Source organism: Pseudomonas akapageensis (assembly GCF_011355085.1).
Taxonomy (GTDB): Bacteria; Pseudomonadota; Gammaproteobacteria; order Pseudomonadales; family Pseudomonadaceae; genus Aquipseudomonas; species Aquipseudomonas akapageensis.
Genome location: NZ_VXCP01000013.1, coordinates 105,477 through 124,800, shown reverse-complemented (window position 1 = coordinate 124,800; position 19,324 = coordinate 105,477). Strand labels below are relative to the sequence as shown.

At 61.0% G+C, this 19,324-nt stretch carries 20 protein-coding genes; 9 read left to right on the top strand and 11 right to left on the bottom strand.

Going from position 1 to position 19,324, the window contains the following annotated elements:
- Positions 1-14: 14 nt before the first annotated feature.
- The 6 genes from mltB (at position 15) to lipA (ending at position 5,335) form a co-directional block, all read left to right on the top strand.
- Positions 15-1,025: a lytic murein transglycosylase B gene (gene mltB, locus F2S13_RS10680; RefSeq protein WP_166360464.1), complete on the top strand. Its 1,011-nt coding sequence runs from the start codon at positions 15-17 to the stop codon at positions 1,023-1,025.
- The gene (locus tag F2S13_RS10675) at positions 1,025-2,026 is read left to right on the top strand and encodes a septal ring lytic transglycosylase RlpA family protein (protein WP_166360462.1); all 1,002 of its coding nucleotides are present in this window, start codon (positions 1,025-1,027) and stop codon (positions 2,024-2,026) included. The genes mltB and F2S13_RS10675 overlap by 1 nt, the downstream gene beginning before the upstream one ends.
- A 111-nt stretch (positions 2,027-2,137) precedes the next feature.
- A complete protein-coding gene (locus tag F2S13_RS10670; protein WP_166360460.1) occupies positions 2,138-3,298 on the top strand; it encodes a D-alanyl-D-alanine carboxypeptidase family protein in 1,161 nt (386 codons plus the stop codon).
- An 86-nt stretch (positions 3,299-3,384) separates the two neighbouring features.
- Positions 3,385-3,660 carry a DUF493 domain-containing protein gene (locus F2S13_RS10665; protein ID WP_166360458.1) on the top strand — a complete coding sequence of 92 codons (276 nt, stop codon included), beginning with the start codon at positions 3,385-3,387 and terminating at the stop codon, positions 3,658-3,660.
- Positions 3,660-4,304 (top strand): lipoyl(octanoyl) transferase LipB, encoded by a 645-nt coding sequence (gene lipB / locus F2S13_RS10660; protein ID WP_166360456.1) that lies wholly within the window; start codon positions 3,660-3,662, stop codon positions 4,302-4,304. Before F2S13_RS10665 ends, lipB begins: the two co-directional genes overlap by 1 nt.
- A gap of 23 nt (positions 4,305-4,327) precedes the next feature.
- Entirely contained in the window at positions 4,328-5,335 is a 1,008-nt protein-coding gene (gene lipA, locus F2S13_RS10655; protein WP_166360520.1) for a lipoyl synthase, read from the top strand.
- 62 nt (positions 5,336-5,397) lie between these two features.
- On the opposite strand, the gene F2S13_RS10650 is transcribed toward lipA, so the two are convergent.
- From F2S13_RS10650 to leuS, 5 genes are all read right to left on the bottom strand, one after another.
- Positions 5,398-6,720: a lytic murein transglycosylase gene (locus F2S13_RS10650; RefSeq protein ID WP_166360454.1), complete on the bottom strand. Its 1,323-nt coding sequence runs from the start codon at positions 6,718-6,720 to the stop codon at positions 5,398-5,400.
- Between the two features lie 61 nt (positions 6,721-6,781).
- Complete coding sequence (gene arfA / locus F2S13_RS10645) at positions 6,782-6,946, bottom strand: alternative ribosome rescue factor ArfA (RefSeq protein ID WP_166360452.1); 165 nt, start codon at positions 6,944-6,946, stop codon at positions 6,782-6,784.
- A gap of 162 nt (positions 6,947-7,108) precedes the next feature.
- Positions 7,109-8,146, bottom strand: coding sequence for a DNA polymerase III subunit delta (gene holA, locus F2S13_RS10640; protein ID WP_166360450.1), 1,038 nt, complete (start codon positions 8,144-8,146; stop codon positions 7,109-7,111).
- Positions 8,147-8,184: 38 nt separating this feature from the next.
- Positions 8,185-8,790 carry an LPS-assembly lipoprotein LptE gene (locus tag F2S13_RS10635; protein WP_166360448.1) on the bottom strand — a complete coding sequence of 202 codons (606 nt, stop codon included), beginning with the start codon at positions 8,788-8,790 and terminating at the stop codon, positions 8,185-8,187.
- A gap of 75 nt (positions 8,791-8,865) precedes the next feature.
- Positions 8,866-11,472: a leucine--tRNA ligase gene (leuS, locus tag F2S13_RS10630; RefSeq protein WP_166360446.1), complete on the bottom strand. Its 2,607-nt coding sequence runs from the start codon at positions 11,470-11,472 to the stop codon at positions 8,866-8,868.
- 248 nt (positions 11,473-11,720) lie between these two features.
- Between leuS and F2S13_RS10625 the strand changes: the two genes are divergently transcribed.
- Together F2S13_RS10625 and F2S13_RS10620 are read left to right on the top strand one after the other, a co-directional pair.
- Entirely contained in the window at positions 11,721-12,044 is a 324-nt protein-coding gene (locus tag F2S13_RS10625) for a hypothetical protein (RefSeq protein WP_166360444.1), read from the top strand.
- Between the two features lie 126 nt (positions 12,045-12,170).
- Complete coding sequence (locus F2S13_RS10620; protein ID WP_166360442.1) at positions 12,171-12,989, top strand: YdcF family protein; 819 nt, start codon at positions 12,171-12,173, stop codon at positions 12,987-12,989.
- Here the strand turns inward: F2S13_RS10620 and lnt are convergent.
- The 5 genes from lnt to miaB form a co-directional block, all read right to left on the bottom strand.
- Positions 12,939-14,456 carry an apolipoprotein N-acyltransferase gene (gene lnt / locus F2S13_RS10615; RefSeq protein WP_166360440.1) on the bottom strand — a complete coding sequence of 506 codons (1,518 nt, stop codon included), beginning with the start codon at positions 14,454-14,456 and terminating at the stop codon, positions 12,939-12,941. The genes F2S13_RS10620 and lnt overlap by 51 nt on opposite strands.
- 8 nt (positions 14,457-14,464) lie before the next feature.
- Entirely contained in the window at positions 14,465-15,304 is an 840-nt protein-coding gene (locus F2S13_RS10610; RefSeq protein WP_166360438.1) for a CorC family transporter, read from the bottom strand.
- A gap of 5 nt (positions 15,305-15,309) precedes the next feature.
- A complete protein-coding gene (gene ybeY / locus F2S13_RS10605; RefSeq protein ID WP_166360436.1) occupies positions 15,310-15,804 on the bottom strand; it encodes an rRNA maturation RNase YbeY in 495 nt (164 codons plus the stop codon).
- Positions 15,797-16,801, bottom strand: coding sequence for a PhoH family protein (locus F2S13_RS10600; protein WP_166360434.1), 1,005 nt, complete (start codon positions 16,799-16,801; stop codon positions 15,797-15,799). Before F2S13_RS10600 ends, ybeY begins: the two co-directional genes overlap by 8 nt.
- Positions 16,802-16,926: 125 nt before the next feature.
- Entirely contained in the window at positions 16,927-18,255 is a 1,329-nt protein-coding gene (gene miaB, locus F2S13_RS10595; RefSeq protein WP_166360432.1) for a tRNA (N6-isopentenyl adenosine(37)-C2)-methylthiotransferase MiaB, read from the bottom strand.
- 131 nt (positions 18,256-18,386) lie between these two features.
- On the opposite strand from miaB, the gene F2S13_RS10590 reads away from it, so the two are divergent.
- A complete protein-coding gene (locus F2S13_RS10590) occupies positions 18,387-18,713 on the top strand; it encodes a DUF1820 family protein (RefSeq protein WP_166360430.1) in 327 nt (108 codons plus the stop codon).
- 6 nt (positions 18,714-18,719) lie between these two features.
- Here the strand turns inward: F2S13_RS10590 and F2S13_RS10585 are convergent, their stop codons facing one another.
- A complete protein-coding gene (locus F2S13_RS10585; RefSeq protein WP_166360428.1) occupies positions 18,720-19,268 on the bottom strand; it encodes a tetratricopeptide repeat protein in 549 nt (182 codons plus the stop codon).
- Positions 19,269-19,324 lie beyond the last annotated feature (56 nt).

Here is a 19,324-nt window from a genome sequence, read left to right as displayed (position 1 = left end):
AGGTGAAGAATTTCATGCAAGCAATGCGTCACTGGGCGACTCGGTCTGTTCCATGGGTCGGCTTGGTAAGCATCCTTGGCGCGTCGCAATTGGCGACGGCTGGCGACTATGAAGGTTCGCCGCAAGTGGCTGCGTTCGTGGGCGAGATGACCCGCGACTATGGCTTCGCTGGAGAGCAATTGATGGGGGTGTTCCGCGAGGTCGAGCGCAAGCAGTCGATTCTCGACGCCATTTCGCGCCCGGCCGAGCGGGTCAAGCCGTGGAAAGAATACCGCCCCATGTTCATCACCGACGCACGCATCGCTCGCGGTGTCGACTTCTGGCGCCAGCACGAAGCGGCCCTGGCGCGCGCCGAGCAGGAATATGGCGTGCCGGCCCAGGTGATCGTCTCGATTATCGGCGTGGAAACCTTCTTTGGCCGCAACACCGGCAACTACCGGGTGATCGATGCACTGTCGACCCTGGGTTTCGATTATCCGCCACGTGCCGACTTCTTCCGCAAGGAGTTGCGTGAGTTCCTGTTGCTGGCCCGTGAAGAGCAGCTCGATCCGCTGACACTCAAGGGGTCGTACGCCGGGGCAATGGGGTTGCCGCAGTTCATGCCGAGCAGTTTCAGGGCGTTCGCGGTGGATTTCGACAGTGATGGCCACATCAATATCTGGAACGACCCGGACGATGCCATTGGCAGTGTCGCCAGTTATTTCAAGCGCCATGGCTGGGTCGCCGGGGAAGGAGTGGTAAGCCGGGCGCAGGTTCGCGGCGAGCGTGTCGACGAGGGGCTCAGCCCGGGTATCGAGCCGGTCATGACGGTCGGGCAGTTGCGAGCATTGGGCTGGTCGAGTCATGATGCGCTGCGCGACGATCTGCCGGTCACCGCTTTCCGGCTCGATGGCGAATTCGGCCCCGAATACTGGATCGGCCTTAAGAACTTTTATGCGATCACGCGCTATAACCGCAGCGTGATGTACGCTATGGCGGTGCATCAACTGTCGGAAATGCTGGTTCAAGCACGGGGTGGCAAATAATGCGAGCACTGCCGAGTCGCGCACCTTTGAAGCTGCTGACCTATGCGGCGCTGACCTTGCTGGTGGTCAGTTGTTCGACCAGCCGTCCAACGCAACAGAGTACGGCGGTCCGGGCCAAGCCAGGGCTGGATATCAACCGTGCCCACAAGGACGGTGCGCCATGGTGGGACGTGGATGTGTCGCGCATTCCCGACGCCGTGCCGACCCAGCACACCGGCCCCTACAAGGCCAACCCCTATACGGTGCTGGGCAAGACCTACTTTCCGATGAGCGACTCCAAAAGCTATGTCGCTTCGGGGACGGCATCCTGGTACGGCACCAAGTTTCACGGGCAGAACACGGCCAACGGCGAGGTGTATGACCTGTACGGCATGAGTGCTGCGCACAAGACACTGCCCTTGCCCAGTTATGTACGAGTGACCAACCTGGACAACAACAAGAGCGTGATATTGCGGGTCAACGACCGCGGTCCGTTCTATTCCGATCGCATCATCGACCTTTCCTATGCCGCAGCCAAGAAGCTCGGTTATGCCGAGATCGGCACGGCCAGGGTCAAGGTCGAAGGCATCGATCCACAGCAATATTGGGCGCAGAGGGGCCGTCCGGCACCGCTGATGCTCAATGAGCCGCAGGTCGCCCAGGCGCAGCCGGCACTGACGCCGTCTACCGGGACGGTCGAGCAATGGACGCCGCCACCGCAACAGCATGCCGCTGCCGTCGTACCGGTTCCGGTCGCCGCAAAGAACAATCCTTCCGCGCAAGCGTCGGGTGTGTATCTGCAGGTGGGCGCATTCGCCAACCCGGACGCTGCCGAGCTGTTGCGGTCGAAATTGAGCACGATGGTCAACACGCCAGTCTTCATCAGTTCAATCGTGCGCAATCAGCAGACGCTGCATCGGGTCCGGTTGGGGCCGATGGACAATCCGGGGCAAGCGCAACAAGTACAGAACAGCGTTCGTCTGGCCAACCTCGGCCAACCGAGCGTAGTGACGGCAGACTGACCCCCAATATCAAAACAGGCTGTACAATGGCCGTTTTGCCCGCCAGGCCTCAGGGCCTGGAACACGTTTTGCCCGCGAGGGCATGAGCCCATTAGCAATTTCGAGAGACGGATGAACATCACCACCTTTGCCAAACGCCTGAGCCTGCTTATCCCGCTCATGATCACCCCTGCCGCCTGGGCGGCAGAGCAAATGATGCCGGCTGCGCCGCAACTCGCTGCCAAGGCTTATGTGCTCATGGAAGCGTCGAGCGGCCAAATCCTGGTTGAAAACAACGGCGACCAGCGTCTGCCGCCAGCCAGCCTGACCAAGCTGATGACTGCCTACATCGCGACCCTGGAAATCCGTCGTGGCCAGGTGGGGGAGAACGATCCGGTCACCGTCAGTGAACACGCCTGGCGTACGGGCGGTTCGCGCATGTTCATCAAGGTCGGCACTCAGGTCAGCCTCAGCGACCTGCTGCACGGCATCATCATCCAGTCCGGCAACGACGCCAGTGTCGCGGTCGCCGAGCATATCGCCGGCAGCGAAGACGCCTTCGCCGACCTGATGAACAAGACAGCTGAAAATCTCGGCATGTCCAACAGCCACTTCATGAACGCCACCGGCCTGCCTAACCCGGAGCACTACTCCTCGGCGCACGACATGTCGCTGCTGGCGCGGGCGATCATTCACGAAGATCCGGCGCACTACGCGATCTACTCGCAGAAAGAGTTCTTCTGGAACGGCATCAAGCAGCCTAACCGCAACCTGCTGCTGTGGCGCGACAAGACCGTCGATGGCCTGAAAACCGGTCACACCGACGAAGCCGGCTACTGCATGGTGTCCTCGGCTGTGCGTGACGGCATGCGTTTGATCGCCGTGGTATTCGGTACCAACAGCGAACAGGCTCGTGCGGCCGAAACCCAGAAGCTGCTGACTTACGGCTTCCGCTTCTTCGAAACCCAGACCTTCTATCAGAAGGGTACCGAGCTTGCCCAGGCGCCGGTATGGAAGGGTAGCGAGCGTCAGGTCAAGGCCGGTCTGGCCGATGATCTGGCCATGACTTTGCCTAAAGGCCAATTGAAAAAGCTGGCTGCTAGCATGACCATGAATCCGCAACTGATCGCTCCGATCGCCAAGGGTGACGTTATCGGTAAAGTTGAGGTCAAACTGGATGACAAGGTTGTGCACAGCGCCGACCTGATCGCCCTCGATGCCGTCGAGGAAGGTGGTTTCTTGCGCCGTGTGTGGGATAGCATTCGTCTATTCTTCTACGGCTTGTTCAACTGAATTAGTGTGCACCTGCATGGCCCTGCGCAGATCCCGCTCGGGGCCATGCCCGTCGCCACGGCTTACGCTTACGAGGCCGTTACGCCATGACCGATACCGAAGTAAAGGCGCCAAAGATCGAATTCCCCAACGTTGATTACCCGGTCAAGGTGATCAGTGACACGGGTGTGGGTAACAAGGACAAGATCATCGAGATCGTCAGGAAACACGCGACGATCAACGATAATCGCGTGGACGAGCGCCAGAGCACCAATGGCAAGTACACCACCATCCAGTTGCATATCGTCGCCACCGACCAGGACCAGCTGTACAACATCAACAGCGAGCTGCGGGCTACCGGCTTCGTGCACATGGTGCTGTAATGCCGAACCTGGGCTTTCGCGACCTTGGCCTGATGGCCTATGAGCCAGTCTGGCAGGCCATGCGTCGGTTTACCGACGAGCGGGGCCCGGAGACCGCCGATGAAATCTGGCTCGTCCAGCATCCACCTGTGTTCACCCAGGGCCAGGCCGGCAAGGCCGAGCACCTGCTGTTGCCGGGTGACATTCCAGTGGTTCAGGTCGATCGTGGCGGTCAGGTGACTTATCATGGCCCCGGTCAGTTGGTCGCCTACCTGCTGCTCGATGTACGCAGGCTTGGCTTTGGCGTACGCGATCTGGTCAGCCGGATCGAGCGCAGCCTGATCGACCTGCTGGCCAGTTACGGCGTCGAGGCAGCCGCCAAGGCGGATGCCCCCGGCGTCTATGTCGACGGAGCGAAAATCGCCTCCCTCGGTTTACGGATTCGCAATGGCTGCTCTTTCCACGGGCTGGCCTTGAACGTTGATATGGACCTCGCGCCATTTCAGCGGATTAATCCCTGTGGTTATGCGGGGCTGGCGATGACCCAGTTGCGCGACCATGCAGGGCCGATTGAATTTGCCGAGGTAAGTGCCCGGCTGCGCGCGCAGCTCGTCAAACACCTCGACTATGCTGAGCAGACGACCCTTACGGGCGGAATCGACTGAATATGACTACTGCGCATGAAGCGGTGCAAGACGCCGTGCAAACCGTGATCCCGACGCTCGATGGTACTGAGCGCGCGGCTCGTCCGAAGGTAGAAGCAGGCGTGAAATTGCGTGGTGCCGAAAAGGTCGCCCGTATCCCGGTCAAGATCATCCCGACCGAGGAACTGCCGAAGAAACCCGACTGGATCCGCGTGCGTATCCCGGTTTCCCCGGAGGTCGACCGTATCAAGCAACTGCTGCGCAAGCACAAGCTGCACAGCGTCTGCGAAGAAGCCTCCTGCCCGAACCTGGGCGAGTGTTTCTCGGGCGGTACCGCGACCTTCATGATCATGGGTGACATCTGCACCCGTCGCTGCCCGTTCTGCGACGTCGGTCATGGCCGTCCAAAACCCCTGGACGTGGATGAGCCGAAGAACCTCGCCGTGGCCATTGCCGACCTGCGCCTGAAGTACGTGGTGATCACCTCGGTAGACCGTGACGACCTGCGTGACGGTGGTGCCCAGCACTTTGCCGACTGCCTGCGGGAAATCCGCCTGCTGTCGCCGGGTGTCCAGCTCGAGACCCTGGTTCCGGACTACCGTGGCCGCATGGACGTGGCGCTGGCCATCACTGCGCAAGAGCCGCCGGATGTCTTCAACCACAACCTGGAAACCGTGCCGCGCCTCTACAAGGCTGCACGTCCGGGTTCGGACTACCAGTGGTCGCTGACCCTGCTGCAGAAATTCAAGGAACTGGTGCCCCACGTACCGACCAAGTCCGGCTTGATGCTGGGCCTGGGCGAGACCGACGAGGAAGTCATCGAGGTGATGCAGCGCATGCGCGAGCACAACATCGACATGCTGACCCTGGGCCAGTACCTGCAGCCATCGCGCAGCCACTTGCCGGTGCAACGTTTCGTGCACCCGGACACCTTCGCCTGGTTCGCCGAGGAAGGCTACAAGATGGGCTTCAAGAACGTCGCTTCCGGTCCACTGGTACGTTCCTCGTACCATGCCGACCAGCAGGCGCATGAGGCCAAGATCAAGCTCTGATCTTTCCCACAAAAAAAGCCGACGTGACCGTCGGCTTTTTTTTTGGCTGCGATTTGGCTGGTTCAGCGATTGCGCAGGCTTTCCAGCAATTTGTGAGTCGGGTAACCATCCGCCGGCCAGCCGAGGCTCTGCTGGGCGCTGCGGATCGCCTTGCGGGTATTGGCGCCGATAATGCCGTCGGGATTGCCCGCGTCGTAGTTGTTGGCGCTGAGCAGGTTTTGCAGCTCGATGCGCTCGGAGCGGCTGAGCGGCACATCATCCTTCGGCCATTCGCCGCGAATGTAACCCGCCCCTCCGAAGCGCTCGGACAACAGGCTTACACCCAGCGCATAGGACGACGAGTTGTTGTACTTCAAGATGGCGCGGAAGTTGTCGAACAGCAGGAACGCCGGGCCGCGATAACCCGCTGGCAGCAGCAGGGCGGCGGAGAGTTGCTCGGAGCCGACCGGCAGGCGTGCACCAGCCGGCAGTTTCAGGCCCAGTTGCAGCCATTCGGCCGTACTTTTGCGGATGCTGCCATCGGCCAATGCGTAGTCGAAGTTTTGCGGAAGCTGAACTTCCAGGCCCCAGGGTTGGCCGGTTTGCCAGCCAGAGCTTTGCAAGTAGTGTGCGGTCGACGCCAGGGCATCGGCGGCGCTGTTCCAGATGTCCCGGCGCCCGTCGCCGTCGAAGTCCACGGCATGGGTGTTATAGGTCGTGGGGATGAATTGAGTCTGGCCCATCGCACCAGCCCAGGAGCCAAGCATGGCCTCGGGCTGGATGTCACCGTTCTGCAGGATTTGCAGGGCCGCCAGCAACTGGCTCTGGGCAAAGGCCGGTCGACGGCCTTCATAGGCCAGGGTCGCCAGCGAGCGGATCACCGACTTGTCGCCCTGGAACTGGCCGAAGTTGCTCTCCATCCCCCAAACGGCCACCAGGGCCCCGCGATCGACGCCGTAGCGCTGTTCGATGCGCTGCAGGATGTCGTCGTACTGGGTCAGCAGCGTCTGGCCCTTGCGCACGCGTGTAGGCGACAGGGCACCATCGAGGTATTCCCATACGGGCCTGGCGAACTCCGGCTGGCTGCGGTCGGCCTTGATTACGCTCATGTCCGGCTCTACGCCGGCGAAGGCGTGGTCGAACGTGGTTGGCGTGATGCCGGCCTGCAAGGCCTGCTGACGAAAGCCGGCCTGCCATTCACTGAAAGACTGGGTCGGTTGAATTTCGATGCTGGTATCCACGGGTGCAGTGCTGGGCACCACAGGGGCGGGCGTAGCGGCTGGGGCAGGTGCAAGCGGCACGGCGTCGGCGGCGGTAGGCTTTTCCGCGCAGGCAACGAGAAGGATGAGGCTGGAGGCAGCGATCAGTTGGCGTAACTGCCAACGATGAGAAAGTCTAAAAGGCATGCACGGGTCCAGGTATTACAGGTCAAGTTGAGACCATACCATGCCTGCGTCGGTTCAGGCTTCATGCCGCTAAAAAGTAAAAAGCCTCCCAATCTTTCGAGTGGAAGGCTTCGCGGCGGTAGCTGCCTTTGCCCTTTTTCGATGGTTCCTGGCGGCTGCGGAACAGGGGTTGGGCGATGATGGATTTGGCCTTGTTGGGGCCACATGGTGATGGCTTTTTGCTCATGATCGGGATTCTCCGAGGGGTTTTGGATCGCGCGGTAGCATAGCAGAGATATCGGCGGTGCTTTCATCGCTGGCAAGCCAGCTCCCACAGGGTTCACCACAGACCGTTGTGGGAGCTGGCTTGCCAGCGATGAGGCCAGATAAAGCGATGCAAGGCTCAAGCTTACTCAGCAGGCAACGCCAACCGCTGCCCCGCCATCAACAAAACCAACCGCGCCAATCCGGTCCAGGGCGACCCCGCCGCCTGCCCCTTGATCTGCGCGTCGATCCGTTGCGCGTCCTGCAGCAGTTGCCCCCAGCGCAACGCCGAATGCCGTTGCAGGGCTTTGCTCATCAGCGGTTTGCGCTTGTCCCAGACGGGCGGCCGGGCCTGGCTGAAGGCTTTGTCCAGTGGCACGCCCTGGCTGTATTGCTGGGACAGGCTCGCCAGCAGGCGCAGCTCCCGGGCCAGGGCCCAGAGGATTACCGGCGGTTCGACGCCTTCGCCGCGCAGGCCTTCAAGCATGCGCAAGGCATGGGCGGCTTCGCCGTTGAGAATGGCGTCGACCAGGCCGAACACGTCGAAACGGGCGCTGTCGGCCACCGCCGATTGAACGGTCTCAACCGTGATCTGGTTGTCTTCGGCCAGCAGTTTGAGCTTTTCGATTTCCTGGGCGGCGGCCAACAGATTGCCTTCGACCCGGGCGGCAATCAGCTCGATAGCGTCCTGTTGCGCGGCAAGCCCCGCCTGGGACAGGCGTTGGCGGATCCATTGTGGCAACTGCGCGGCGTCAACCGGCCAGATCTGTATGAACTGGGTTTGCACCCCTTCGACCAGCGCCTTGCCCCACTTGGTTTTTTGCGCGCTGCCATCGAGCTTGGGCAGGCTGATCAGCAGCAGGGTGTCTTCGGCAGGGCGCGAGCAATACTCGATCAGCGCTGCGGCGCCCTTGTCGCCGGGCTTGCCCGAAGGCAGGCGCAGTTCCAGCAGGCGCCGTTGCGCGAACAGCGAAAGGCTCGCACCGGCCTGCAGCAGCGTGCCCCAATCGAAATTGGCGTCGGCGCTGAAGACCTGGCGTTCGTCAAAACCTTGCTGGCGAGCCGCTGCCCGAATGGCATCCGCGGCTTCCTGGCAGAGCAGTGGATCATCGCCGCTGACCACGTAGATCGGCGCGAGGCTGCCTTGCAGGTGCTTATTGAGTTGGGCTGGCGTGAGCTTCATGGTCGTCTGCAGGCGGGGCGCTCGGCGCCCCGGCCCACTTACTTGATCGGCAGCTGCAGCGGTGATTGTTGTGGCTGGTCGGCCTGGGAGCGACGAGCCGCTTCGATGGCGTCAGCCTGGGCCTGGGCCTTGGCGTCAGCGGTTTGCTGCAGTTGTTCGAGATTGGCAGGTGTCAGTTGCTGCAGACGCAGCATCATGCGTTGCACCATCTCGCGGCGAACTTCCTTGCGGGCCTGAGACGCTTCCTGATCCGACCCTGCGATGTTGTTACCGTCATACATGTAGTTCTTCTGAACTTCGAGCTTGTCGGCGAGCAGCGAGCGGTCCTGGTGACCGACGATCTCGTAGTTCAGCACGGTGTCCAGCTGGTATTCCGCCGAACTGGTGGAGCCGGCATAGCTGGCGGCGCGCTGGTTTTCGGTCTCGTTGGTCAGGATCAGCTTGTAGGGGGCGCCAGCGTGGACGTTCACGCCGCTGCTCTCGAGCGCTTGACGAAGTTGGGTAACGGTTTCGCCATAAGCGTTACGCGCGCTCAGGTCCAGTTCCTTGATCGCCATTTCGTTGGTGCCGGTGCCACGCAGCTGGAAACCGCAGGCGCTCAGCAGAACCGCGAGGCCCATTACCAGCAGATTGCGTTTGATCATGTTTGTTGCTCCCTTGAAACCTTCCGGGCCGACTATCTGCACAGCGCCCGGACAGTGTCCGGGCGCTCGATCCGATCAGTTGGCGACAATATTGACCAGCTTGCCGGGCACGACGATGACCTTGCGGATCGTCAGGCCTTCGGTGAAGCGCAGCACGTTCTCGTTGATCCGAGCGGCCGCTTCGACCTCTTCGCGGCTGGCGCTGGCCGGCATGTCGATCTGGCCGCGCAGTTTGCCGTTGACCTGGATCACCAGCTGAATGCTGTCCTGCACCAGTGCGGTTTCGTCCAGAACCGGCCAGCCTGCATCGATCACTGCACCGGCGTGGCCGAGCTGTTTCCACAGTTCGTGGCTGATGTGCGGGGTGATCGGTGCCAGCAGCAAGGCCACGGTTTCCAGACCCTCGTGCAGCAGCGCGCGGTCCTGCTCGGTTGCCTGGGATGCCTTCTCCAGCACGTTCATCAAGGTCATCACCTGGGCGATGGCCGTGTTGAACTTGTGGTGCTGACCGACGTCCTGGCTGGCCTGCTTGATGGCCAGGTGAATGGCACGGCGCACGGCTTTCTGCTCGTCGTTCAGTGCGGCGATGTCCAGTGCGCCAGGCAAACTCTGGCCTACGTGGGCGTGCGCCAGGCGCCAGACGCGCTTGAGGAAGCGATGCGAGCCTTCGACACCGGAGTCGGACCATTCCAGGCTCATGTCGGGCGGCGAGGCGAACATCATGAACAGGCGGCAGGTGTCGGCACCGTACTGGTCGATCATCGACTGTGGGTCGACGCCGTTGTTTTTCGACTTGGCCATTTTCTCGGTGCCGCCGATCTCGACGGGCAGGCCGTCGCTGATCAGCTTGGCGCTGATGATCTTGGCCTTGCTGTCGCGTACCAGTTCGACATCCGCCGGGTTGAACCAGGTCTTGCTGCCGTTGGCTTCCAGACGGTAGTAGGTCTCGGCGATGACCATGCCCTGGGTCAGCAGGTTCTTGAACGGCTCGTCGGAGTTGAGCAGGCCTTCATCGCGCATCAGCTTGTGGAAGAAGCGCGCATACAGCAGGTGCAGGATCGCGTGTTCGATACCGCCGATGTACTGATCCACCGGCAACCAGTGGTTGGCCGCTTGCGGGTCGACCAGGCCACCTTCGTAGCGTGGCGAGGCGTAACGGGCGTAGTACCACGAGGACTCGACGAAGGTGTCCATGGTGTCGGTTTCACGCTTGGCAGGCTTGCCGCATTTCGGGCAGCTGCACTCGTAGAACTCGGGCATGCGCGCCAGCGGCGAGCCAGCGCCGTCGGGTACGACGTCTTCCGGCAGAACCACGGGCAGTTGGTCTTCCGGCACCGGCACGTCACCGCAGCTGTCGCAGTGGATGATCGGGATCGGGCAGCCCCAGTAGCGTTGACGGCTGATGCCCCAGTCGCGCAGGCGGAACTGGGTGCGCGAGGCGCCGAGGTTTTTCTTCAGCAGGGCGACTTCGATCGCATCGAATGCGCCGGCAAAGTCCAGGCCGTCGAACTCGCCGGAGTTGATCAACTGGCCGTATTCGCCATAAGCGTCCTGCCATGGGGCAGGCGTTTCGTCACCGGCACTGGTGCGGACCACGTTCTTGATCGGCAAGTTGTACTTGTGAGCGAACTCGTAGTCACGCTCGTCGTGGGCTGGAACTGCCATCACGGCGCCATCGCCGTAATGCATCAGCACATAGTTGGCGACCCATACCGGCAACTTCTCGCCGGTCAGCGGATGTTCGACGAACAGCGAGGTCGGCAGACCCTTTTTCTCCTGGGTAGCGACGTCGGCTTCCGCCACGCTGCCACTCTTGCATTCGTGGATGAAGGCTTGCAGCTCAGGGTTGTTCTGCGCCGCCAGGGTTGCCAGGTGGTGCTCGGCAGCAACGGCAACGTAGGTTGCGCCCATCAGGGTATCCGGACGGGTGGTGAAGACCTTCAGAACGCCGGCTTCGCCCACGGAGGCCTGGTCGTAAGGGAATTGCACTTCCATGCCGCGGGATTTGCCGATCCAGTTGCGCTGCATGGTCTTGACCTGCTCGGGCCAGCCCGGCAAGTCGTCGAGGCTGGTCAACAGCTCATCGGCGTAGGCGGTGATCTTGAAGTAGTACATCGGGATTTCGCGCTTTTCGATCAGCGCGCCCGAGCGCCAGCCACGGCCATCGATGACCTGCTCGTTGGCCAGTACGGTCTGGTCGACCGGGTCCCAGTTCACGGTGCCGTTCTTGCGATAGATCACGCCTTTTTCGAACAGGCGAGTGAACAGCCATTGTTCCCAGCGGTAGTAATCGGGTTTGCAGGTGGTGACTTCGCGCGACCAGTCCACGCCCAGGCCCAGGCTCTTGAGCTGGCTCTTCATGTAGGCGATGTTTTCGTAGGTCCACTTGGCCGGTGCGACGTTGTTCTTCATCGCGGCATTTTCGGCCGGCATGCCGAAGGCGTCCCAGCCCATGGGCTGCAGAACGTTCTTGCCTTGCATGCGCTGGTAACGGGCAATCACGTCGCCGATGGTGTAGTTGCGCACGTGCCCCATGTGTAGCTTGCCGCTGGGGTAGGGGAACATCGACAGGCAGTAGTAGGTGTCCTTGCCAGGCTGTTCACTTACTTCAAAGGACTTTTGCTCGTCCCAGAACGACTGGGCGGCGGCTTCGATTTCGCGGGGCTGATAGAGTTCGTGCATGGCTACTTTGCGCTGAGAAATGGGTGACCTTATCCAGGCAGCGAAAAATTCGCTGCGCTCGGCAATAGGGTGACAAAACAATCAACGCAGTAGCATACATGACCCCCGTCTATCGAGGGAAACCCTGATTGCGTCAATAGGGCTCCAGAGGCTCTGGCGCGTCCGTTGGTCGCGGCATCCGGCTGGTTCCGCGTGCGGCGCTAAGCTCATGAGTGGGGAGTATGTTTTATCTTCAATGAGGTGAGCGGATGGCAGAGTCGCAGCTGAAAGCAATGAAACCGGAGTTGTTCGAGCGGCTGATCGACCGTCTGGGGTTAGCCTTGGACATGGCCAGAACAGCGGTTCGATTACGAGATGAAGTGCCTGCTGAATTGGAGTTACGTGGCCTGAGCCGCGCTGAATTCGAATTGATCAATGCCTATCTGGATTCCAACAAGAACAAGATAGGCGGGCATGGAAGCTCCAGTGCTCGGGAGCAGACAGAGTCACATCCTTCGGCCAGGGTCATTTGGCTGAAAGACAAGGCTTCGGGAAAAACCACGGCGAAATCCAGAACGCTGCAATTCAAATAACCTTTGAAATAAGTCAGATACGGGCCCGGGCGCATTTTTTCATCATGCGCTTACAACACAGCGGCCTGTGGATATTGTTGCCGATCACCAATCCTCTTAGGCTTCGGGCATCGAAGGAGATGCCCGATGCCATTCCGTTACTTTCTAAAACAATTGATCCTGCCCCCGGGCGTTCTGTTCCTCCTGCTGCTCATTGCCTGGTGGCTGAGGCGTAGCTGGCCGCGCCTGTCAGCACTGTGCTTTGTGCTGGGGCTGGGCGGTCTCTGGCTGATGAGCCTGCCGATTGTCGTGGAAATGGCCGCTCGCAGCCTGGAAACCGAGCCGGCTCTGCTTGAGCGGCAGTGGGCCGACCTTGCTCGGCAGGCTGATGCGATCGTTGTGCTGGGGTCGGGACGTGAACGCGCAGACCCTGCCTGGTCGGGCGAAGACCAGCCTACCGGCGTGGCTGTCGAGCGATTGCGCTACGCCGCACGCCTGGCCAAGGCCTCCGGTTTGCCGCTATTGACCTCCGGTGGCTTGCACTATGGATCGCCCCCCAGCGAGGCGCAGATCATGGCCGATACACTGCATGACGACTTCGGTGTGACGGTGCGCTGGAAGGAGGAGCAGAGCAGGACCACCTGGGAAAATGCGCAAATGAGCGCAGCATTGCTGTTGCCGCAGGGCATCAAGCGCGTGGTGGTGGTCACCCAGGCCTGGCACATGCAGCGCTCTCTCTGGAGTTTCGAACAGTCAGGTTTTTCGGTGGTGGCCGCGCCCGTGGGCTTTCTGAGTGTCGACAACGCTCGTCCGTTCGGTGGCTGGATGCCCGAGAGCAAATCGGTGTGGCAGAGCGGCCAACTGCTCAATGAAGCCGTTGGCCTGCTCGGATACCGGCTGTTCTATCGCGGATCGTCAGACGGTCTTGGCAATGCGGCTGGCCAACAGCGCCCAGCCCAGCAGTAGGACGCTGAGAATGATCAGCGGCCAGGAGCGCCATTTCAGGTACGGCGTGAGGTGGTGCATCGGCACCACTTCGCCGTAGAGGATGCCGCGTTCGAACTGCGGGATTTGTGCCGTGATCTTGCCAAAGGGGTCGATCAGGCCGGTCACGCCGTTGTTGGTGGCACGAATCATCCAGCGACCGGCTTCCAGGGCGCGCATCTGAGCCATCTGCAGGTGCTGCAGCGGGCCGATCGAGGTGCCGAACCAGGTGTCGTTGCTGATGGTCAGCAGCAAGTCGCTGCGGGCGGCCAGGCTGGCGGCGAATTCCGGGTAGACCACTTCGTAGCAGATGTAAGGGGCCAGTTGATAGCCCTTTGCCTGCAACAAGGCCTGGTCATCGGGGCCGCGGGCGAAGTCCGACATCGGCAGGTCGAAGAAGGCGATCAGGCCGCGCAGCAGATTTTGCAGCGGCACGTATTCGCCAAAAGGCACCAGTTTCTGCTTGAGGTAGGTGCCGTCGCCTTCACCGACCACGGTAATACCGTTGTAGTAGCGCTTTTGATCGTGGACGATTTCTCGCACCGGCACGCCGGTAATCAAGGCTGACTGTCGGTCACTGGCAAAGCCACCGATCATGTCCAGGTAGCCCTGGGCGGACTCTTTCAGGTACGGCACCGCAGTTTCCGGCCAGATGATCAGGTCGACCGGTTTCGAACTGAAGGTCATGTCCCGGTACAGGGCCAATTGTGCATTCAGGTGTTCGGGGTCCCATTTGAGGCTTTGCTCGACGTTACCCTGGATGGCGGCAACCTTCAGGGCCGGGCCTGCCGGGCTGGTCCAGGCATGCGCCTTGAGCGCCAGGCCGATGATCCAGGGAGCCAGCAGCAAGGCTACCCCAACAGCGAGAAAGCTTTTGCGTGGGGTCAGCCGATTCAGGTTGCACAGCAGCGCCGCCGTCAGCGCCAGGGTGAAGGAAATCAGCCAGATACCGCCCAGTGGCGCAAGGCCGGCCAGCGGGCCGTCGAGTTGACTGTAGCCCGCGTAGAGCCAGGGGAAGCCGGTCAGGAACCAGCCGCGAAAGGCTTCCTGCCCCAGCCACAGGGCGGCGAAGGCCAGGGCGTCGGCAAGCGGAGCTTCCTCGCGGCGGATCCAGCGCGCCCATATCCAGGCGGGCAGGGCGAAAAAGAAGGCGATGGCAGCGATGAACGCCAGCATCAACAGGCCTGCCAGCAGGGGCGAAGCGCCGCCGTAGTCGTGAATGCTGACGTAGATCCAGAAGATGCCGGCAGCGAAGGTGCCGAACCCATAGCTCCAGCCCCGCCACAGCGCCTGGCGTGGGGTCAACTCGCGCAAGCCGAGATAGAACATGCCCAGCGACAGCAAGGCCAGCGGCCAGATGTCGAAGGGCGCCAGGGCCAGGGTGGTAATTGCGCCGGCCGCCATGGCCAGCAGGTTACCGGGCCAGCCGGGGCGGGTGATCCAACGCATGGTTATCCTTAACGGGAAATGGGTGTCAGGCGCAGCAAGTGTATCCGTCGGCTGTCGGCGTTGAGAATACGGAAACGATAAGCACCGATTTCGGTGGTTTCGTTGCGTTTTGGCAGATGCCCGAAGGCGCTCATGACCAGGCCGCCAACGGTGTCGAACTCATCGTCGGAAAACTCGCAATCGAAGAACTCGTTGAAGTTCTCGATCGGCGTCAGCGCCTTGATCAGGAAGTCGCCGCTGGGCAACGGCTTGATGTAGCTGTCTTCTTCGACGTCGTGTTCGTCTTCGATGTCGCCGACGATCTGTTCCAGCACGTCTTCAATTGTCACCAGGCCAGCCACGCCGCCGTATTCGTCGATGACGATGGCCATGTGGTTATGGTTGGCGCGGAATTCACGCAGCAGCACGTTGAGGCGCTTGGACTCGGGAACGAAGGTCGCCGGCCGCAGCAGGTCCTTGAGATTGAAGTTGTCGCCGTTCTCCTTGAGGATCAGCGGCAGCAAGTCCTTGGCCAGCAGCACACCCAGAACGTCGTCGTGGCTTTCGCCGATCACCGGATAGCGCGAATGCGCGGCGTCAATGACCGCCGGCAGGAACTCGCGCGGTGTTTGCGTCGACTTGATGCTCATCATCTGCGAGCGCGGGACCATGATGTCACGCACCTGCAGGTCCGCAACCTGGATGGCGCCTTCGACGATGGTCAGTGCCTCGCTGTCGAGCAGCTTGTTCTGGTGGGCTTCGCGCAGCAGCTCCAGCAGCTCCTGGCGGTTTTTCGGCTCATGGGCAAAAGCCTGGGTGATTTTTCCCAGCCAGGACTTCTGCCCGTTGCTCGATCGGTCTTCGCTCATGGCGCTTACTCGTGATCCTTGCTTGTGTCTTTAGTCGGAGTATCGGTTTCGTCGTCGGCGTATGGGTCCGGATGACCCAATTCAGCAAGCAACGTTCGTTCCAGTGCTTCCATTTCTTCGGCCTCATCCTCATCGATGTGGTCGTAACCCAGCAGGTGCAGGCATCCATGGATGACCAGGTGCGCCCAATGGGCGTCCAGTGCCTTGCCTTGTTCGGCGGCTTCGCGCTCGACCACCGGGACGCAAATCACCAGATCCCCCAATAGTGGGATATCCAGCATGTCGTCCGGTACGTCCGCCGGGAAGGACAATACGTTGGTGGCGTAGTCCTTGTGGCGGTAGGTGTGGTTGAGTTCGCGACCTTCGGTTTCGTCGACCAGGCGAATGGTCATCTCCGAATCGGCACTGCGCTGGCGCAATGCCAGCTCGCACCAGCGGCGAAAATCGGCATCGCTTGGGCCAGGTTTATCGCTGGCCCGTTGCAGATCAAGCTCAAGCATCGCGGCGTCTATCCCCGTCCTCGATTGAGGTGGTGCGGCTGTCGAAGCGCTCATAGGCTTCGACGATTCGCTGCACCAATGGATGGCGCACCACGTCCTTGGGTTTGAAGTGGGTGAAGCTGATACCTGGAACGTCCTTGAGCACGTCGATGACATGGGACAGGCCGGACTTCGTGCCCTTGGGCAGGTCGACCTGGGTGATGTCGCCGGTGATCACGGCGGTGGAGCCGAACCCGATCCGGGTCAGGAACATTTTCATCTGCTCGACGGTGGTGTTCTGGCTCTCGTCGAGGATGATGAAGCTGTTGTTCAGCGTGCGACCGCGCATGTAGGCCAGCGGAGCGATTTCGATGACCTGGCGCTCGATCAGCTTGGCCACGTGCTCGAATCCCAGCATTTCATAGAGGGCGTCGTACAGGGGGCGCAGATACGGGTCGATCTTCTGGGCCAGGTCGCCAGGCAGGAAGCCGAGCTTCTCGCCGGCTTCCACGGCTGGCCGCACCAGCAGGATGCGGCGCACTTGCTCGCGCTCCAGTGCATCCACCGCGCAGGCTACCGCCAGGTAGGTCTTGCCGGTACCGGCCGGGCCAATGCCGAAGTTGATGTCGTTGCCGAGGATTTCCTTGACGTAACGCTGCTGGTTCAGCCCACGCGGGCGAATCATGCCCTTGCGTGTACGCAGGGATACGCCGACTTCCGCGGCTGCCGGGTTTTCCAGCTCTTCGACGGCGGATTCCTGCAGGAACAGGTGCACCATGTCCGGAGACAGTTCGCTGGCCTTTGTCTCGCGGTACAGGCGTCTTAGCAGGTGCTCGGCGGAGGAGGTGTGCTTGGGTTCGCCAATCAGCTCGAACTGATTGCCGCGGTTGCGGATCTCGATGGCCAGGCGCTGTTCGATCAAGCGCAGGTGCTCGTCGAATTGCCCGCAAAGATTAGCGAAGCGGCGAGCCTCAAAGGGCTCGAGAATGAAACGATGTGGTTCTATGGGTGCGTTCAAGGTTGTTTTTTAGCCGCCCGACGGCAATGGATATGAGCTCAAGGATAACCCCACCTGCCCGGGCGCGAAAGCTCTTAAGCGATGAGGGGTGGCCGGGCCCGGTTGCAGGCCCGGTTCAAGGTCGGTCATTGCGTCAGCGAGCCACGCAGCGAGTGCGGTTGTGCGGCATCGATATGCACGTCGACGAACTGGCCGATCAACTTGGGATTGTCGCAGGTGAAGTTGACGATACGATTATTCTCGGTGCGCCCCTGCAATTGGCCAGGGTCCTTGCGCGAATAATCGGTGACCAGGATGCGCTGGATGCTGCCGACCATTTGTCGGCTGATCTCGAACCCCTGCTGGTTGAGGCGATGCTGCAGGGCGGCCAGGCGCTCCTTTTTCAGCTCTTCCGGGGTTTCGTCCGGCAGGTCGGCGGCGGGTGTGCCCGGGCGCTGGCTGTAAACGAACGAGTAGGAAAAGTCGAAGCCCACATCGGCAACCAGTTTCATGGTCTGTTCGAAATCTTTCTCGGTCTCGCCGGGGAAGCCGACGATGAAGTCCGAGCTGATGCAGATGTCAGGCACGGCGGCCTTGAGTTTGCGCAGCTTGGATTTGTACTCGAGCACGGTGTGGTTGCGCTTCATGGCAGCCAGCACCCGGTCCGAGCCCGATTGCACCGGCAGGTGCAGGTGCTTGACCAGTTCCGGAACCTCGGCGTGGGCCTGGATCAGACTGTCGGAAAACTCCAGCGGGTGCGAGGTGGTGTAGCGGATGCGTTCGATACCCTCGACAGCCGCGACCACGCGGATCAGTTCGGCCAGGTCGGCCAGGCGACCATCGTGGGTCAGACCGCGATAGCCGTTGACGTTCTGGCCGAGCAGAGTCACTTCGCGCACGCCATTTTCAGCCAGGTGAATGATTTCGGCCAGCACGTCATCGAAGGGGCGACTGACTTCCTCGCCGCGGGTGTAGGGCACCACGCAGAAGGTGCAGTATTTGCTGCAGCCTTCCATGACCGATACGTAGGCCGTCGGGCCGTCGATACGCGGCTCGGGCAGGTGATCGAATTTTTCGATTTCCGGGAAGGAAACATCGACCTGCGGCAGTTTGGTGATGCGCGCGGCGTCGATCATTTCCGGCAGGCGGTGCAGCGTCTGCGGGCCGAAGACCACGTCGACATAGGGTGCACGGTCGCGAATGGCTTCGCCTTCCTGGCTGGCCACGCAGCCGCCGACGGCGATGACCATCTCCGGGTTGGCGAGCTTCAGCTCGCGCCAGCGACCCAGCTGGGAATACACCCGGTCCTGGGCGCGTTCGCGGATCGAACAGGTGTTGAGCAAGATGACGTCGGCGTCCTCTGCGCGAGCAGTGACTTCCAGGGCTTGATGTTCACCCAGCAGGTCGACCATGCGCGAGCTGTCGTACTCGTTCATCTGGCAGCCGTGGGTTTCGATATAAAGCTTCTTGCTCATGCGTGATCATCAGGTGATTCGAAGAACCGCGCATTATAGTGGTCATGGCCACCGGTTCCTAGCATTGCCTGACCGGCCGCTATGCTATAGTTTTCGCCCTCCTCTCTATCCCCGACTGTTATCCGCCCAAGATGATCAAACGCGAAGCACCAATCTACAAAGTGATTTTCCTTAACCAGGGCCAGGTGTTCGAGATGTACGCCAAGCAGATCTACCAAAGTGATCTCTGGGGTTTTCTCGAAGTGGAAGAGTTCGTCTTTGGTGAGCGCACTCAGGTCGTCGTCGACCCGAGCGAAGAAAAGCTCAAGGCGCAGTTCGAAGGTGTCGTGCGCAGTTTCGTACCGATGCATTCGATCATTCGCATCGACGAAGTCGAGCGCCTGGGTACCCCAAAGATCAGCGAAGCGCGTGGCGTGAGCAACGTGATGCCATTCCCCATGCCGATGCCGGAGAAGTAAGCGGCTTCAAGGCAGCGGCGAGAACGGCGTACGGCCGTCGGCCGTTTGCAGCTCCAGCAGGTATTTACGGAAAATTTGCCCCAGGACCTGCGTTGCGACTTCCAGTTCGTCGCGGCGCATCTGTCCGGAAACCTCGTCGGCAACATCCAGGGCGTCTTCGTCGCCGTTGACCGCCGATATTTTCAGCAAGATGTAGGCTTGAACGTTATTGGCCTTCACCCCTTCGCCACGAAAGAACATCACGCCGAGATTGTATTGAGCCTGGGCATGGCCTTGCAGCGAGGCCTGCTCGAAATAATTCAGGGCCTGATTGAGGTCGCGCGGCGTGTTTTTGCCGTCGTAGTAGTACTCGCCCAACTCGTATTGCGCCTGGACATCCCCCGATTGCGCAGCTTCCTTGCACGCGGCCAGTGCCTGCGGCAAGTCTTCGGGCTGAGTATTGAGGGTGCAGCGACCCATCGCTGGGATCAACAACGAGTTACCGCCTGCCGAGGCCAGCAGGGGCTGAAGAAGCAACAGGCAGCCCAGGGCAAGGGCGCGGCCGGTGCGGTTCATGGGGATCGACTTACCTCTGCATAGTGCGGGCGGACCCGGCCAGGGAATGTACTGGT